Annotated in this window: 18 protein-coding genes and 1 other RNA gene; 17 read left to right on the top strand and 2 right to left on the bottom strand. The window is 67.7% G+C overall.

Translation table 11 applies throughout. From position 1 onward, the window contains the following. Positions 1-105: 105 nt before the first annotated feature. The 7 genes from BUR94_RS07560 (at position 106) to BUR94_RS07590 (ending at position 6049) form a co-directional block, all read left to right on the top strand. Positions 106-1020, top strand: coding sequence for a DMT family transporter (locus tag BUR94_RS07560; protein ID WP_074255599.1), 915 nt, complete (start codon positions 106-108; stop codon positions 1018-1020). 59 nt (positions 1021-1079) lie between these two features. Next, entirely contained in the window at positions 1080-1946 is an 867-nt protein-coding gene (locus tag BUR94_RS07565; protein WP_074255600.1) for an ATPase, read from the top strand. A 61-nt stretch (positions 1947-2007) separates the two neighbouring features. After that, a complete protein-coding gene (locus BUR94_RS07570) occupies positions 2008-2400 on the top strand; it encodes a RidA family protein (RefSeq protein ID WP_074255601.1) in 393 nt (130 codons plus the stop codon). Positions 2401-2469: 69 nt separating this feature from the next. Next, positions 2470-3402 (top strand): homoserine O-succinyltransferase, encoded by a 933-nt coding sequence (locus BUR94_RS07575; RefSeq protein ID WP_074255602.1) that lies wholly within the window; start codon positions 2470-2472, stop codon positions 3400-3402. A gap of 64 nt (positions 3403-3466) precedes the next feature. Then, the gene (locus tag BUR94_RS07580) at positions 3467-4414 is read left to right on the top strand and encodes an alpha/beta fold hydrolase (RefSeq protein WP_074255603.1); all 948 of its coding nucleotides are present in this window, start codon (positions 3467-3469) and stop codon (positions 4412-4414) included. Between the two features lie 148 nt (positions 4415-4562). Next, complete coding sequence (gene ppk2 / locus BUR94_RS07585; protein WP_074255604.1) at positions 4563-5432, top strand: polyphosphate kinase 2; 870 nt, start codon at positions 4563-4565, stop codon at positions 5430-5432. Beyond that, positions 5432-6049, top strand: coding sequence for a TetR/AcrR family transcriptional regulator (locus BUR94_RS07590; RefSeq protein ID WP_074255605.1), 618 nt, complete (start codon positions 5432-5434; stop codon positions 6047-6049). The genes ppk2 and BUR94_RS07590 overlap by 1 nt, the downstream gene beginning before the upstream one ends. 141 nt (positions 6050-6190) lie before the next feature. On the opposite strand, the gene mbfA is transcribed toward BUR94_RS07590, so the two are convergent. Further along, positions 6191-7168, bottom strand: coding sequence for an iron exporter MbfA (gene mbfA / locus BUR94_RS07595; RefSeq protein WP_074255606.1), 978 nt, complete (start codon positions 7166-7168; stop codon positions 6191-6193). Positions 7169-7473: 305 nt separating this feature from the next. Between mbfA and ssrA the strand changes: the two genes are divergently transcribed. The 10 genes from ssrA to BUR94_RS07645 all read left to right on the top strand — a co-directional run bounded on the left by ssrA (position 7474) and on the right by BUR94_RS07645 (position 15288). Then, positions 7474-7827: a transfer-messenger RNA gene (ssrA, locus tag BUR94_RS07600) on the top strand. A 296-nt stretch (positions 7828-8123) separates the two neighbouring features. Next, entirely contained in the window at positions 8124-8930 is an 807-nt protein-coding gene (locus BUR94_RS07605) for an aminoglycoside phosphotransferase/kinase family protein (protein ID WP_139301240.1), read from the top strand. A 169-nt stretch (positions 8931-9099) separates the two neighbouring features. Further along, positions 9100-9915 (top strand): chromate resistance protein ChrB domain-containing protein, encoded by an 816-nt coding sequence (locus BUR94_RS07610; protein ID WP_074257628.1) that lies wholly within the window; start codon positions 9100-9102, stop codon positions 9913-9915. Continuing rightward, a complete protein-coding gene (chrA, locus tag BUR94_RS07615; RefSeq protein ID WP_074255608.1) occupies positions 9912-11147 on the top strand; it encodes a chromate efflux transporter in 1236 nt (411 codons plus the stop codon). The genes BUR94_RS07610 and chrA overlap by 4 nt, the downstream gene beginning before the upstream one ends. A gap of 74 nt (positions 11148-11221) precedes the next feature. Further along, positions 11222-11683 (top strand): SspB family protein, encoded by a 462-nt coding sequence (locus tag BUR94_RS07620; RefSeq protein ID WP_074255609.1) that lies wholly within the window; start codon positions 11222-11224, stop codon positions 11681-11683. Between the two features lie 155 nt (positions 11684-11838). After that, positions 11839-12396 carry a class I SAM-dependent methyltransferase gene (locus BUR94_RS07625; RefSeq protein WP_074255610.1) on the top strand — a complete coding sequence of 186 codons (558 nt, stop codon included), beginning with the start codon at positions 11839-11841 and terminating at the stop codon, positions 12394-12396. Positions 12397-12535: 139 nt separating this feature from the next. Further along, positions 12536-13927, top strand: coding sequence for a class II fumarate hydratase (gene fumC, locus BUR94_RS07630; protein WP_074255611.1), 1392 nt, complete (start codon positions 12536-12538; stop codon positions 13925-13927). After that, positions 13924-14106 carry a DUF4169 family protein gene (locus BUR94_RS07635; RefSeq protein ID WP_074255612.1) on the top strand — a complete coding sequence of 61 codons (183 nt, stop codon included), beginning with the start codon at positions 13924-13926 and terminating at the stop codon, positions 14104-14106. Before fumC ends, BUR94_RS07635 begins: the two co-directional genes overlap by 4 nt. Positions 14107-14286: 180 nt before the next feature. Then, on the top strand, positions 14287-15072 hold the full coding sequence (locus tag BUR94_RS07640; protein WP_074255613.1) for a Hint domain-containing protein: 786 nt from the start codon (positions 14287-14289) through the stop codon (positions 15070-15072). Between the two features lie 3 nt (positions 15073-15075). Beyond that, positions 15076-15288: a ribbon-helix-helix domain-containing protein gene (locus tag BUR94_RS07645; RefSeq protein WP_074255614.1), complete on the top strand. Its 213-nt coding sequence runs from the start codon at positions 15076-15078 to the stop codon at positions 15286-15288. Between the two features lie 12 nt (positions 15289-15300). On the opposite strand, the gene BUR94_RS07650 is transcribed toward BUR94_RS07645, so the two are convergent. Continuing rightward, positions 15301-16662: a cytochrome P450 gene (locus BUR94_RS07650; protein ID WP_245794405.1), complete on the bottom strand. Its 1362-nt coding sequence runs from the start codon at positions 16660-16662 to the stop codon at positions 15301-15303. Between the last annotated feature and the right edge of the window lie 47 nt (positions 16663-16709).

The following is a 16709-nucleotide window of genomic DNA, read 5'->3' on the forward strand; positions in this document are numbered from 1 at the left end:
CGGAACAGAGGGACAGGGGGAGGCCTCGGCGGGTGCCGGGGCCTTCTTCGTTTTGGAGCAGGTTCCGGGTCGCGGCGGGGTGCGGGGCGGGGTAGATCGGGGGGCATGAGCCAATCGACCGACATTCCTGCCCGCGCCTGGGGCGAGTTGCTGCTTCTGGGCGGGATCTGGGGCGCCTCCTTCCTGTCGGTCGCGGTGGCCCTGCGGGAGGTCTCGGTGCTTTCGACCGTGTGCCACCGGGTCGGCTGGGCTGCGTTGGTGCTCTGGCTGGTGGTCTGGCTGCGCGGCGAGGCGGTGCCGCGGGGCTGGCGGGTCTGGGGCATCCTTGCGGTCATGGGGCTCTTGAACAACGTGCTGCCCTTCACCCTGCTCTCCTGGGGCCAGCTCAGCATCGAGAGTGGCCTCACCTCGATTCTCAACGCCTTCACCGCCGTGGCGGGCGTGCTGGTGGCGGCGATGGTCTTTGCCGACGAGCGGCTCACGGCGCGGCGGCTCACCGGTGTGCTGCTGGGCTTTGCCGGGGTGGCGATCACGGTGGGGCCGGCGGTGCTGCAGGGGCTGTCGCTGCGCTCTCTGGCGCAGATCGCGGTGATCGGGGCGACGCTCTGCTACGCCTTCGCCGGGGCCTGGGCGCGGGCGCGGCTCAGGGGGCTTTCGCCGGTGGCGGCCTCGGCGGGGATGCTCACCTGCGCGGCGCTCATCCTGATTCCGCTCACCCTGGTGGTGGAGGGTGGCATCGACATGCCCACCAGCCTTCAGGGGGCCGCGGCGCTGGGCTATATCGCGGTGATCGCCACCGCCATCGCTTACCTGCTCTACTACCGGGTGCTGGCCATGGCGGGCTCGGGCAACCTGATGCTGGTGACGCTGCTGGTGGCCCCCGTGGCCATCCTGCTTGGGGCCGTGGTGCTGGGCGAGACCCTGACGCCGCGGGCCTATGCAGGCTTTGCCCTGCTGGCCGCCGGGCTCGTGGTGCTCGACGGGCGCATCTGGCGCCGCCTGCGGGGCGTGCCTGCCTGATTCTGCTAGACCACCACCGCCCACCCGCGTTACCCCTCCGCGGACGAATGAGGGATGCCATGATCTACGCCGATGCCGCCGAATGGACCGCCGCCGAGAAGAAGCGCGTGCTGCTCTTCGGCATGTCGGGCCTCGGCAAGACCCACCTCAGCCAGCTTCTGCGCGACAGCGGCCAGTGGTTTCACTACTCGATAGATTACCGCATCGGCACCCGCTACATGGGCGAGCGGATCGCCGACAACGCCAAGCGCGAGGCGATGAAGGTGCCGTTCCTGCGCGAGCTTCTGATGACCGACAGCATCTTCATCGGCTCCAACATCACCTTCAACAATCTCTCGCCGGTCTCGACCTATCTCGGCAAGCCGGGCAGCGCGGCCAAGGGCGGGATGGCGATGGAGGAGTACCGCAAGCGCCAGGGCCAGTTCCGCGACGCCGAAGAGAAGGCGCTGATGGACACGGGCTACTTCATCGAACGCGCCGAGGCGCTCTACGGCTACCCGCATTTCATCTGCGACACCGGCGGGTCGATCTGCGAGTGGGTGGACCCGGAGGACCGGGCCGATCCGCTGCTGAGCGAAGTCAGCCGCCAATGCCTGATGGTCTGGATCGAGGGCAGCGAGGCGCATACCGCCGAGCTGATCCGCCGCTTCGACAAGGCGCCCAAGCCGATGAGCTACCGGCCCGACTTCCTGGAGCGGGTCTGGGGGGAATACCTGAACGAAAACAACCTCAAGGAGGCTGACGTTGATCCGGATGCCTTCATCCGCTTCACCTATGCCAGGGCGCTCGCCCACCGCCAGCCGCTCTACGAGGCCATGGCCCGCAACTGGGGCGTCAGCATCACCGCCGACGAGGCCAAGGCCGTGGCCTCCGAGGCCGACTTCAACGCGCTCATCGCCCGCGCCCTTGAGCGGCGGACCGGGTAGACGAGGCCGGCACCGGCCAACCGGCGCAGGTCGCGCCGCCCCTCAGAAGGAGACATCCAGGATGCGGCAGCTCATTTCGAACGGAAACCCGATGGAAGAGATCGTGGGCTTCAGCCGCGCGGTGCGCGTCGGGCCCTATATCTCGGTAGGCGGCACCGCCCCCGTCGATGCCGAGGGCAAGACCGTGGGCCCTGGCGATGTCTTTGCCCAGACCACCCGATGCTTCGAGATCATCAAGGCGGCGTTGGAGCAGGCGGGATCGGGGCTTCACGACATCGTCCGGACGCGGGTGATCCTCACCGATATCGAGACTTGGCGGGAGGCGATCGAGGCGCGCAAGGCCTTTTGCCTCGAGGCCCGGCCGGTTGACACGATCATGGCGGTGACGCGCTTCGTAAACCCCGAGTGGCTCGTGGAGATCGAGGTTGATGCCGTCGTCGCCGAGGCCGTATAGCGCTTGACCTGAGCCGCCAGGCCGCCAGATAGAGACCATCCTTTCCAGACACTTCCGGGACCAAAGACAATGCCCATCACCCTGCCCTCCGACCTTCCTGCCTATGCCGTGCTCGAGCGCGAGGGCGTGATGGTCATGGGCGAGGGCCGGGCCGAGCATCAGGACATCCGGCCCATCCGCATCGGGCTGCTCAACCTGATGCCCAAGAAGATCCAGACCGAGACCCAGTTTGCCCGGCTGATCGGCGCGACGCCGCTGCAGATCGACTTTCAGCTGATCCGGATGAGCGAGCACGAGACCAGGAACACCGCCGCCGAGCACATGGAGGCCTTCTACCGGCCGTTCACGGAGGTGGAGGCCAGCGGCGAGAAGTTCGACGGGCTCATCATCACCGGCGCGCCGATCGAGCACCTGCCCTTCGAGGAGGTGACCTACTGGCCCGAGTTGCAGCGGGTGATGGACTGGACCCAGAGCCACGTGCACTCGACCTTCGGCGTCTGCTGGGGCGGGATGGCGATGATCAACCATTTCCACGGCGTGCCGAAGCACCTGCTGGAGCAGAAGCTCTTCGGGTGCCTGCGCCACCAGAACCTTGCCCCCGCCTCGCCCTACTTGCGCGGCTTCTCCGATGACGTGCTGATCCCGGTCAGCCGCTGGACCGAGATGAAGGCAGGTGAGGTGGAGGCCGCGGGGCTGAACATCCTGATTGGCTCCGACGAGGCCGGGCCCTGCCTGGTGGAAGACACCGCGCATCGGGCGCTCTACATCTTCAACCACTTCGAATACGACAGCGGCACGCTGAAGGAAGAGTACGACCGCGACGTGGCCGCGGGGACGCCGATCAACGTGCCGGTGAACTACTACCCCGATGACGACCCGACGCAGAAGCCGCAGAACCGCTGGCGCTCCCATGCCCACCTGCTCTACGGCAACTGGATCAACGAGATCTACCAGTCGACGCCCTTCGAGCTGGAGAAGATCGGCACCGATCCGACGCCGTGATGAAACCATCCCGTGCCGCCCCGCGTAACCTCCGGGTAGAGCAAGCATGCGGGAGCGCTCCGGAATGATGATCAAGGCGATACTGGCGCTTGCCGGCCTCGCCGCCGTGGTGGCGGTGCTGGCGAGTTGCACCGCAAGCCAGGAGCGCAGTGCCGAGGCCGCCTATCCGCCGGTCGGGCCGGTGGTGGAGGTGGCGGGCCGCAAGGTGCACTACGTGGAGGCCGGGCAAGGGCCGGTGGTGATCCTGATCCATGGCGCGGGCGGAAACCTGCGGGATTTCACCTTTCGCATGGTCGATGCGCTCGACGGGCGCTACCGGGTGATCGCCGTCGACCGGCCCGGGCTGGGACATTCGGAGGCGATCGCGGGCGGCGGGACACCACAGCAGCAGGCGGCCATTCTCGACGCGCTGGCGGCACGGCTGGGCGTGCGCCGCGCGGTGATCGTGGGGCACAGCTACGGCGGCGCGGTGGCGATGGCCTGGGCGGTGGAGCACCCCGAGCGGGTGGCGGCGGTGGTCTCGCTCGCAGGCGCGACGATGCCCTGGGAGGGGCCGCTCGACGGGTTCTACACGCTCACCGGCTCGCCTGCGGGGCGCACCTTTGCCGTGCCGGTGATCTCGGCGCTGGCCTCCGAGCAGCGGATCGAAGGCGCATTGGCCGACATCTTCAGGCCGCAGCAGCCACCGGCGGGCTACCTCGACCACGTGGGCGCGCCCCTCACCGTGCGGGCCGACACGCTGCGCAACAACGGCCAACAGGTGCTGAAGCTGAAGGCCGCCCTGCAACGGCTCGCACCGCGCTACCCGGCGCTTCGGATCCCGGTCGAGATCGTCCACGGCACCGCCGACACCACCGTGGGCATCGACATCCACGCCCGCCCGATGAGCCGGATCATCCCCGGCGCGCGGCTGACCGAGTTGCCCGGCGTGGGCCACATGCCGCATCATGCCGACCCCGGCGCAGCCGTCGCCGCCATCGACCGCGCCGCCCGGCGGGCCGGATTGCGCTGAGCCCGCCGCTATGCCGCCGTCCTCCTCGGGCGCCACCCGAGGATGACATTGCCGCAACGGCGGGCTCGCCGGCCCACGCGCCGCATTGCGCTGAGGCCGCGCCGCGCCCATACTGCGCAAGGCCCCGTAACCGCTTGGAATACCGCACATGACCTCCCTCCCGTTTGACGGCGCGATCACGAAGTTCTTCAAGGAGGAAGCGCCGCAGGACGTGCGCGAGGCCATCGAGGAGGCCGATGGCAAGACCATCCTCGAGAACTATCCCTACGACAAGCGGATGGACAAGGACGACTACGAGGAAACGCTCTACAAGCTCCAGATCGAGCTGGTGAAGATGCTGGCCTGGGTCAAGGACAGCGGGGCGCGTGTTGCGGTGGTGTTCGAAGGGCGCGATGCCGCCGGCAAAGGCGGCGCGATCAAGCGGTTCCGCGATAACCTCAACCCCCGCTCGGCCCGCGTGGTGGCGCTCTCCAAGCCCTCCGACAAGGAGGCGAGCGAGTGGTACTTCCAGCGCTACGTGCGGCAGCTCCCTGCGGGCGGCGAGTTCGTGATGTTCGACCGCAGCTGGTACAACCGGGGCGTGGTGGAAAAGGTCTTCGGATTTTGCACCGACGCGCAGCGGATGCATTTCTTCAACCAGTTGCCCGGCTTCGAGCAGATGCTGAGCGAGGACGGCATCCACCTGGTGAAGCTCTGGCTCAACGTGGGCCGCGCCGAGCAGCTCAAGCGCTTTTTGGACCGCGAGAGCGACCCGCTGAAGCAGTGGAAGCTGAGCTGGATCGACGTGGAGGGGCTGAAGAAGTGGGACGCCTACTCGGAGGCGATCCGCGAGACCTTCGCCGCCACCCACAGCGCGCGCAATCCCTGGATCGTGATCCGCTCCGACGACAAGCGCCGCGCCCGGATCGCGGCGATGCGCGCCGTGCTGACGCGGCTCGACTACCCCGGCAAGGACGAGAAGCTCGTTCATGCTCCCGATCACAAGATCTGCGGCGGCCCGGAGATCTGGGCGCGTTGATGCCCCGTCGCGGTTACCATCACGGCAATCTCCGCCAGGCGCTGGTGGAGGCGGCGATCCGGCTGATCGAGGAGAAGGGGCCGCAGGGCTTCACGCTTTCGGAGGCCGCGAAGGACGCGGGCGTGACGCCTGCGGCGGTGTACCGGCACTTCGAGGGGCGCGAAGACCTGCTGGCAGAGGTGGCCAAGCAGGGCTACGCGATTTTCGGCGACCTGATGGAGCACGCCTACGAGCAGGGCCAGCCCTCGGCGATTGCCAGCTTCGAGGCCACGGGCCGTGCCTACCTTGCCTTTGCCCGCAAGTTTCCCGGCCACTACCAGGCGATGTTCGAGGCCGGGCTCTCGCTGGCCCGCGACCCCGACCTGGCCCGCGGCGCGGCCCGCGCGCAGGCAGTGCTGGAGAAGGCCGCCTCAGGCCTGGCCGACCGGCTGCCGCCCGACAGGCGCCCGCCCGCCGCGATGTTCTCGGCCCATGTCTGGGCGATGTCGCACGGGGTGGTGGAGCTCTTCGCCCGCGGCTCGCCCGGCACCCGCGCGCCGTTTCCGCCAGAGGAACTGCTGGAGACCGGGATCGGGATCTACCTGCGCGGGCTGGGGCTGATCGCGCCGGACGAATAGACTTTGATTCAAATGCGGGCCATCGGCGCATTTCTTTTCATTGTCTGCCTCCGGCGGGGATATTTGACGGACCAATGAGACGCGGTCATCCTGTGCCTCATTGGTCCTCCAGATATCCCCCGCCGGAGGCCCTGAATCTCTTCAGCCGCCGCCGATCAATATGCCCGCCCCCAGCACCAGTGCGCCGCCCAGCACCACCTGGAAGGCGGCGCGGAAGAAGGGGGTTTCCATGTAGCGATTCTGGATCCAGGCAATGGCCCAGAGCTCGACGAAGACGACCACGAGGGCGATCACCGTCGCGGTCCAGAAATGCGGGATGAGGTAGGGCAGCGCGTGGCCGAGCCCGCCGAGTGCGGTCATCACGCCGGAGGCCAGGCCGCGCTTCCAGGGCGCGCCACGGCCGGAGAGCTGGCCATCGTCGGAGGCGGCCTCGGTGAAGCCCATGGAGATGCCCGCGCCGATCGAGGCGGCGAGGCCGACGAGGAAGGTCGTCCACGGGTCCTGCGTGGCGAAGGCGGTGGCGAAGATCGGCGCGAGGGTCGACACCGAGCCGTCCATCAGCCCGGCGAGGCCCGGCTGCACCCAGGTCAGCACGAACTGGCGATGGGCGGAGGCATCCTCCTCGGCGCGGGTCTCGTCATCGAGGTGGCGGCCTTCCAGCGCCTCGGCCTTCTTCTCGTGGCCGGCCTCGGCGGCGGCGAGGTCGCCCAGGAGCTTGCGGGTTTCGGCGTCGGCCGTGCGGGCGGCGGCCATGCGGTAGAAACGCTCGGCCTGGCTCTCCATCTCGGCGGCGAGGGTGCGCATCTTTTCCAGCGGCAGGTTCTCGGCCAGCCACATCGGGCGGCGGGCGTAGAAGCCCGACACATGCTCGCGGCGGATCAGCGGGATCACCTCGCCGAAGCGCTGCTGGTGGCGTTCGATCAGGCGGCGGCGGTGGCCGTCTTCCTCGGCCGCCATCGCCTCGAAGACCTGGGCGGTGCCGGGGGCGTCGGCGCGGAGGCGTTCGGCGAAGCCGCGGTAGATCCGGGCGTCGTCTTCCTCCGAGGAGATGGCGAGCGCCAGCACCTCTTGCTCGGAGAGGTCGGAGAAGCGTTTGCGGTTGGAAAACACGGCCAGCATGGGCTCAATCTAATGCGCCGCCGCCAGGGCTGTAAGGGCCAGAATGTCGCGCTCTGCTGCGGTCGCAGGAGCAAGGGCCCCTGCCCCGGCGCCGTGAGGCCGGTGACTGCGCCGCCCGCCGCGCCGCCCCCCTCGGCAGCGCGCGCCTCGGCGCGGAGATCGGAGCTCCGGCGAGAGCGGGGCGCGGCAGGAATGGCGAGGACTCCATTGGAAGGAAGGAGTTTTTTGCATGTGTCATGCCTGGCGAGCCGTTCGCCCCCCCGAGAGTCGGATCGACGGCACAACCCGCCTGCGCCCGCGCGAAGCGGCTTGAATTTGCCCGCCTCGGGGCCTATATCTGACGTGTTCCGGCAACGGGACTATGGACATAAACGCGCTCGTAATAAGCGGATCGGACCCGGGGGCGGTACCCGGCGGCTCCACCAAATTCCCTCGTTGGGGGATCATGGGGCCGAAACAGGATCGACGAACGTCTAAAGGGGTTTTGCTTTGTCCCGGTGAGGTACCACCGATATCGGTCCGTAAAGCATAATTGCCAACGACAATCGTGCTCCGGTCGCTCTCGCCGCTTAAGCGGTGCGAAAGATCGAAATCTTAAGCCCTTGCGCCTAGCCGCGTAAGGCGGGGTTCGCAGGCACCTGGCAACAGAAGCCTGCACTTTCCTCTTATCTCCTCCACCCCTCGAGCCACTGCCGGCGGAGGCGCCCACTATTCAAGCCCGGTGTACTCCAATATGACACTTGTGTAACGATCTCATGACGGCACGGGCAATGGTCGGCTGTCACCGGTTGGAGGGGTGTTGATGGGAGCGGTTGCGCGGTCGCGCATGGCCAAGCAGTCGCAAAAGGGGCTGACCATCCTTCGGCACAATCTCGGGCAGGCGAACGCCTGGGAGTGGCTGTAGACGCAGCGCCATCGCGTCGCTCGACATCTGACAGGGGACTCCTCAGCCGACGTGGAAGTGCTGAGACGCATCGAGGGCGGGTGGGACAACCTGCACATCCTGATCTGCCGCGCCATGTCTTCCGACGGCAGCAGACATGTGGACTTCGTACAGAAGACCACGCGCAACCTCGCCGAATTCAAGGTAGCCCTGAGCATCGCGCATGAACGGATCGCGCCTTGCATCATGCGGGTTTACGGAGCGACCCTGATGTTCGACAGGTTTGCCATCTGCGCGGAATACGTTGAGGACGCCGTGCCCTTTGCCCTTTCGAAAGACACGGTAGCGCCTTTGGCATCCGCATTGCGCCAGCTTGCACAGCGGGGCCGGCGGGTGGAGAACCGCCCTGCCCTGAGGCGCAGGCAGGCCTGGTTCAGGACGCTTGGGCGCGAGTTTTTCGATCATGTCGGGAGGAGGGACGAGGTCGGAAGGGCCCTTGACCGCATCGAGGCGCTGCCGTTCGTTCTGTCTCACAACGACCTCGTTCCGTCCAACCTGATCTGCCGCCGCAGCGCTCCGCATGATCCGGTCTTCGTTGATATCGGCAGTGTTTGCCTCAATCGGGCCGGGGCGGACCTCGAAGCCTTTGCGGCTGCCGGCGATGCCGAAGGCGCGCTCGCTGAACAAGGTGAGTTCTTTACGCTCTTGAGTGCCGACTATGCCGCGCGGATGGGGCTGGACGCGAGGGATGTTCGGCTTTCGGCACGGTTCTTTGCCGCAAGCAAGGCCCTGAACAGGGCCATCAACCGGGCGTCCGGATCCCCCTTCGCGGAGGCCGCGGAACATGTCCAGGCAGCGTTGGAGGACCTGAGGAGCTGACGCGGCAGGCCGTCCGACGGGAGGGCGTTCTGATCGGATCTTCTCAATCCCGACCCGATTGACAGACCCCGCCCTTCGCGCGACAATCGCCCCATGGGGACAGCGCGAACGCCCCGTGAGGCCCCAAGCCAGAGGTTCGCATGTTTGCCTTGACCGAGGAGACATGCTCTTGGCTGCCCCCAATGAGATCACCCCCACCCAGCTTTTGCGCCTGATCGGCACGCCGGAGTGTCCGGCGATCGTGGATATCACGATCGACCCTGATTTCGAGGCCGATCCCTTTTTGATCCCCGGCTCCTTTCGCCATCCACACAGCGATATCGAAGGCCTGAAGGCGCGGCTCGCCGGGCGGCGCTGCGTGGTGGTCTGCCAGAAGGGCATCAAGCTGAGCCAGGGGCTGGTGGCCTGGCTGCGCGGCGACGGGATCGAGGCGGAGTATCTCTCGGGGGGCATGTATGGCTGGCGGGATGCGCCGGGCACCTTAAGGGTGCCGGCGGCGGCGATCCCTGCACCGGTGGGCGGGGCGACGCTCTGGGTCACCCGGCATCGGCCCAAGATCGACCGCATCGCCTGCCCCTGGCTGATCCGCCGCTTCGTGGACCCCGAGGCGCGGTTTCTCTTTGTTTCGCCCGCCGAGGTGCAGGGCGTGGCCGACCGTTACGGGGCCACGCCCTTTGACGTGGAGGGCGCATTCTGGAGCCATCGGGGCGCGTTGTGCAGCTTTGACACGATGTGCGAGGAGTTCGGGCTGCGCTCTGAGGCGCTGGAGCGGCTCGCCGTGGTGGTCCGTGGCGCCGATACCGACCGGCACGACCTGGCTCCGCAGGCGGCCGGGCTGCTGGCGCTCTCGGTCGGACTCTCGCGGCAATATCGGGACGACCAGCAGCAGCTGACGGCGGGGATGGCGATGTATGACGCACTCTACCGCTGGGCGCGGGACGGGTTTGACGAGGGCCACGACTGGCCGGCGGGGAGCGCGCGATGAGCGTGTCGTTCGGCGCGCTGTTCCGCACCTTCGGGCGGATCGGACTGCTCTCCTTCGGCGGGCCGGCGGCGCAGTTTGCCCTGATGCACGAGGAGCTGGTGGACCGGCGCGGGTGGCTGAGCGAGAAGCAGTATCTCTCGGCGCTGTCGTTCTGCATGATGCTGCCCGGCCCGGAGGCGATGCAGCTGTGCACCTATGCGGGCTGGCGGCTGCGCGGCGTTCCGGGCGGGCTGCTTGCGGGCGCGCTCTTCGTGCTGCCGGGGGCGGTGATCGTCTTTGCCCTGGCGATGGCCTATGCGGCCTGGGGCCAGGTGCCCTGGGTGGCGGCGGCCTTCCTGGGCGTCAAGGCGGCGGTGCTCGTGGTGGTGATTCAGGCGCTGATCAAGGTTGCCAGGCGGGCTTTCGGGCACGATATGGCGGAGGGGCTGGCGCTGGCGGCGCTGGCCTTCGTGGCGCTCTACGGCTTTGCCCTGCCCTTTCCGGTCGTGATCGGGTTTGCGGCGCTCTGGGGCGCGCTGCGGGGCGGCGTGGCGGGAGAAACGGTGCCGCTGCCGCGCGGAACCGCCCGGGGGACGGTTATGACCGTGGTCATTTTTGGCCTGCTCTGGGCCGCGCCCCTTGCCCTCGTCGCGGGCTCGCCGCTGCTTGCCGACATCGGGCTGTTCTTTTCGAAGCTCGCGGTGGTCACCTTCGGCGGCGCCTATGCGGTGCTGGCCTACATGAGCCAGACGGTGGTGGAGACCCACGGTTGGCTGACCACGGCCGAGATGATCGACGGGCTGGGGCTGGCCGAAACCACGCCCGGCCCTCTGATCCTGGTCACCGAGTTCGTGGCGGCGCTGACGGGGGCCAAGCTCGGGCCGGGCATGGCGCTGGCGGCGGCGGCGCTCACGCTCTGGGTGACCTTCATCCCCTGTTTTCTCTGGATCTTCGCGGGCGCGCCCTACATCGAATGGATCACCCATCAACCCCGGCTGGCGGGCGCGCTCCGGGCCATCACGGCGGCCGTGGTGGGGGTGATCGCCAACCTCTCGCTCTGGTTTGCGCTGCATGTGCTCTTCGCCAGCCTCAGCCGCAGCACCCCTGCCCTGCCCGAGTGGTCGAGCTTTCAGCCGGTGGCGGCGGGGCTGACCGCACTCTCGGCCCTTCTGCTCTTCGGAACACGCCTCGGACTGGCCGCCACGCTGGCGCTCATGGCGGTGGCGGGCCTTGCCGTGGAGCTGCTGTCATGAGCCCAAATCGGCCCTGTCATTCGGGTTCGAATCCCCTATGCTGAATCCAGATACAGCCGAGGACTTCCGCACATATGACCACCGAAATCGACTATGGCAGACTGATGCACCGGGCGATGCGAAGCCTCATCCGGGACGTTCTGGCCGAGGTCGCGGAGCGGGGTCTGCCGGGGCAGCACCATTTCTTCATCACCTTCGACACCCACGCCGAGGGCGTGGAGATCGCAGACTGGCTGCGCGAGCGCTACCCCGAGGAAATGACGGTGGTGATGCAGCACTGGTTCGACGACCTCGATGTCACCGATGACGGGTTCTCGGTGACGCTCAATTTCGGCGATGCGCCGGAGCGGCTGGTGATCCCCTACGATGCCATCGCCACCTTCGTGGACCCTTCGGTGGAGTTCGGCCTGCGCTTCGAGAGCCAGGACGGCGAGGAGGACGACGAGGACGACGACGCCCCCATGGCCGAGGACGTGGAAGACCCCGAGGCGCATCACGACGCCGAGGTGGTGAGCCTCGACAGTTTCCGCAAGTAGGGCCTCCGCCCGGCCCCCCGTGTAACGGCGCCGAAACGCCTGCGTGACAGGTCTGTTGCGGGGCGGTGAAGTTCTGGTAACAGCGCGTTTTCACGCTTGATCGGCGCGCCGCGACAGGCGCATCTGGCCGCATCCGACCATATGTGGGGCCAGCCATGCCGAGCGATTTTGCCGTGTTTCTCTCCGAGATGTTCCGCAAGCCCGGCGAGGTGGTGGCGATTGCCCCCTCCTCCGCCGCCGTCGCCCGCAGGATGACCGAAGGGCTGGAGGCCGTCGAGGGGCCCATCGTCGAGATCGGGCCGGGCACCGGGGTGTTTACACGGGCGATCCTGGAGCGCGGCGTGCACCCCTCGCGGCTCACGCTGATGGAAACCAACGAACGTTTCTGCGAGACCCTGCGCGAGAAGTTTCCGGGCGTGAACGTGCTGAACCGCCCGGCGCAGGAGATCGGCGAAACCGGGCTTTCGGGCGTGGGCGCGGTGATTTCGGGCGTTCCGGTGCTGGCACGCCCGACGATCCAGCGCGAGGTGGTGGGCCGGGCGCTCGAGGTCATGCGGCCCGGCGCGATGTTCGTGCAGATCACCTATTCGCCGGGGTCTCCGATCAGCCCCGAGATGCAGGCCGAGCTCGGTGTCAGCGCCCGCCGCCGTGGCATCACCTGGGCCAACCTGCCGCCGGCCCATGTCTGGGTGTTTACCCGGCGGGGCATGTAGGGCGCCGGCGCAGGCGGGCGGCCTCCTCGGGTCAGGGCCGAGGATGACGGATCGGGCCGACAGTTTGCGCTAACCTGCCATTGACCGGCCCGCCCCTTCGGGTATGTCTCCCCCGACACCAGCAAGAAGGGCGCATGCCATGGCCGATACCCGAACCGAGACCGATAGCTTCGGTCCGCTCGAAGTTCCCTCCGACAAGTACTGGGGCGCGCAGACCCAGCGCTCGCTGATGAACTTTCCGATCGGCTGGGAGAAACAGCCGGTGGCGATCGTGCGGGCGCTCGGCGTGATCAAGAAGGCCTGCGCCGTGGCCAACAAGGCCAGCGGCAAGCTCGATGCGAAGCTGGCCGATGCGATGATCGAGGCCGCCGGCGAGGTGATCGAGGGCAAGCTCGATGATCACTTTCCGCTCGTCGTCTGGCAGACCGGCTCGGGCACGCAGAGCAACATGAACGCCAACGAGGTGGTCTCCAACCGCGCCATCGAGATCCTCGGCGGCGTGATCGGCTCGAAGGACCCGGTGCACCCGAACGACCATTGCAACATGGGCCAGTCGTCGAACGACACCTTCCCCACCGCCATGCACATCGCCGCGGCGACCACCGTGCGCGACGTGCTGCTGCCCGGGCTCACGGTGCTGGCCGAGGGGCTGGAGGCCAAGGCCGAGGCGTTCAAGGATATCATCAAGATCGGCCGGACCCACACCCAGGACGCCACCCCGCTGACGCTGGGCCAGGAGTTCTCGGGCTATGCCATGCAGATCCGCAACGGCATCAAGCGCATCGAGCTGGCGCTGCCGGGCATCTACGAGCTGGCGCAGGGCGGCACCGCCGTGGGCACCGGGCTCAACACCGACAAGGGCTGGGACACCACGGTGGCGGCGAACATCGCCGAGATCACCGGCCTGCCCTTCGTCACCGCGCCCAACAAGTTCGAGGCTCTGGCGGCGCATGATGCGATGGTCTTCATGTCGGGCGCGGTCAAGACCGTGGCCATGGCCTGCTACAAGATCGCCAACGACATGCGCTTTCTCGGCTCGGGCCCGCGCTCGGGGCTGGGCGAGCTGATCCTGCCCGAGAACGAGCCGGGCTCCTCGATCATGCCCGGCAAGGTCAACCCGACCCAGGCCGAGGCGATGACCCAGGTTTGCGCCCATATCCTCGGCAATGACGCGGCCATCGCCTTTGCCGGCAGCCAGGGCCACTTCGAGCTGAACGTCTACAACCCGATGATGGCCTACAACCTGCTGCAGTCGATGCAGCTTCTGGGCGATGCGGCGGCGAGCTTCACCGAGCGGATGCTGGCGGGCACCGAGGCCAACGTGGAGCGGATCGGCAAGCTGATGAAGGAGAGTCTGATGCTGGTGACGGCACTCGCCCCCACCATCGGCTACGACAATGCCACCAAGGTCGCCAAGACCGCGCACAAGAACGGCACGACGCTGAAGGAAGAGGCCATCGCGCTGGGCTTCGTCGATGAAGAGACCTTCGACCGCGTGGTGCGCCCGGAAGACATGATCGGCCCGAAATGAGCGAAAAGCCGGTCAACCTGAACCGGTTTCGGAAAGACAGGGCGCGGGCCGAGAAGAAGGCCCGCGCCGACGCCAATGCCGCCTTGCACGGTATGACCCGCGCCGAGAAGGACCGGGCCAAGGCCGAGGCGGCGCGGGTGGCGCGGCTGCACGCGCTGAAAAAGCGCGACGACGATTGAAGCCGCCCGCCCGGGCCCGCCCCGCGCGGGCATATTTGCCACATCGTCCAACCACGGCATGAGCGGAGTTTCGCCCGCCACATTCTTGCCACATTTCGGCCCGACCTTTGCCCGAGATCCGGAAAACCGGGCAAAAACAATGAGGCAGGCGCGGGACACTCCCGCGAGACGGAGACGGGAATGGGGACCGAACTGGCGCAGGCACAGCGGCTGACGCGTGCTGAAGTGCAGGCAGACATCGACGAATTCACCGCGCATACGGTCACCGAGACCGGCGTATTTGCGAAGGCCTATGTGGCCCCTGGGCTGGCGCAGCTGCTGCCCAATGCACGGCGTCTGAGCCGCGCGCTGAAGCCCAGTCTGAAGAGCTTTTCGCGCGTGCCCGAGGCGGGCACCTGGCTGGAGAGCGCGATTTCGGCCAATGCCCGCGTGTTGACGCCCGAGGGCGCCGTGGCCGCCGGGCAGTTGAGCGTTGGCGATGTGGTGGAGACCAAGGACCTGGGGCCGCTCAAGGTCCGATGGGTGGGGCTCACACGGGTGACCCGCGAGCAGCTTGCCCAGAGCCCGGCGCTCTGCCCGGTGCGGGTCAAGGCCGCCAGCATCGACGGCACCTACCCCCGCCAGGATCTCGAGATTTCGCCCAATGCCGGGCTGGTCATGCGTTCGAACAGCGATCCGCAGGACGAGTGCATCGTGTCGGCCACGGCGCTGACGCGGCGCGCGGGCTTCTGCAAGTCGATCCCGCGCCATGGCATCACCTATGTGCAGATCCTGCTCGAACGCCATGCGGTGATGGTGGTCGAAGGGCTGGAGATGGAGAGCTTTCATCCCGGCAACCTGCGCCCCACGGCCAGCGAGGCGGGGCTGTGGTCGGAGATCATGGCGGTTCTGCCGGAGCTGGAACACGAGCTGGAGACCTATGGCCCCCGCGTGCGCCCAGACCTGCGCGACCGCGCGAAACCCTGAAGCATGGCCCGGCCCGAGAAGCACTCGCTGACCCTGGCCGGGCATCGCACGAGCGTTTCGCTGGAGCCGGAGTTCTGGGCCGCGTTCCGAGCCATTGCGGCAGAAAAGAACATTCCGATCAACGCCCTGGCGGCCGATATTGATGCAGATCGCGGGGTCGAGCGCGGGCTGGCCTCGGCGATCCGGGTCTTCGTGCTGAAGCACTACCAGGGGTGATGCGCTCCAGGGCTACCGCCGCGAGATCTTCAGGTGAATCCCCTCCGCTGCGCGCACCGTGAGATGCGCGACCGGGCGCGGCACCCTGCCCTCCACCGTTTCGAACTTCAGCCGGCGCAGCAGCATGGCGAGGATCAGCGGCCCCTCGACCATGGCAAAGCCGGCCCCGGTGCAGACACGGGCACCGGCGGAGAAGGGCATGTAGGCCTCGCGGCCACAGCGGCGGCCTTCCTCGGTGCTCCAGCGGTCGGGATCGAAGCCATCGGGATTGCTCCAGATCCGCTCGTGGCGGTGCTGGTGCCAGGGGCTGAGCACGATCTGCGCGCCGGGTCTGATGCGGCGCTTGCGGAAGGTCTCGGGCTTGGTGTTCTGGCGCACCATCATCGGCACGGGCGGGTAGAGGCGCAGGGTCTCGCGGAAGACATCGCGGGTGAACTTGAGGCCGGAAATATCTGAGAAGCCGGGATTTTCCGGCAAGCGCGCGGCCTCGGTCGCGGCGCGCTCCTGCACCTCGGGGAAAGCTGCCAGCAGGTAGAGGGCCCAGGCCAGGGCGGAGGCGGAGGTCTCGTGCCCGGCCAGAAAGAAGATCGCGACCTGGTCGACCATCTCCTCGGTTTCGAACCGCTCCCCTGTCTGGGGGTCGGCGGTTGTCATGATCTTGGTGGCGAGGTCGTCGGGCGCTGTGCCGGCGGCAATGTCGGCGGCGCGGGCGGCGGTGAGCTCGGTGATGAGCGATCGGATCGAGGCGGCGGTGCGCCGGACCTCGCGGGCATGAAAGCGCGGAAACCAGCGGGGCAGCGGCAGGAAGGCGGCGAGGTTGAGGATCGGCTGCGCGCGCTGGTAGCTGCGAAACTCGGAGAAGACGCGGGCGGCGATCTCGTGCTCGATCGGGATGGAGAAGAGCGTGCGGAAGATCACGTCGGCGGCGGCGTGGGAGGTCTCTTCTTCCACCTCCACCACCCCGGCCCGCCGCTCCATGCGGGCGACGCAGGCGCGGGCGGCCTCCAGCATGGCCGGGAAGGTCTCGCGCAGGCGGCCGCCCTCGAAGGCGGGGTCGATGATGCGGCGCTGGCGCTTCCAGGTTTCGCCGTTGGTGACGAAGACGGAGTTGCCGAGCAGCGGCGCAAGGCCCTCGCGGATGCGGTTGGACTTGGGAAAGTCGTCGGGCCGGGCCTTCAGCACGAGATCCACCAGGGCGGGCTCGTTGACGAGGTAGGAGCGGAAGAAGGGCGTGCGGAACTCAGCCATCCAGGCGCGGTAGAGCTTGGCCGGCTGGGCCGAGAGGATATCGGCCCGGAAGAGCCGCGCGTAATTGAGAAGCGAGGTCTTCTCGGGACGCGACGGCGGCTTGGGGGGCAGGTGCGGGCAGGTCAATGCGGCGTCATCCTCGGGCTTGACCCTGGGATCTCGTAGCCGTGGAG

The organism is Vannielia litorea, assembly GCF_900142295.1.
Classification (GTDB): domain Bacteria; phylum Pseudomonadota; class Alphaproteobacteria; order Rhodobacterales; family Rhodobacteraceae; genus Vannielia; species Vannielia litorea.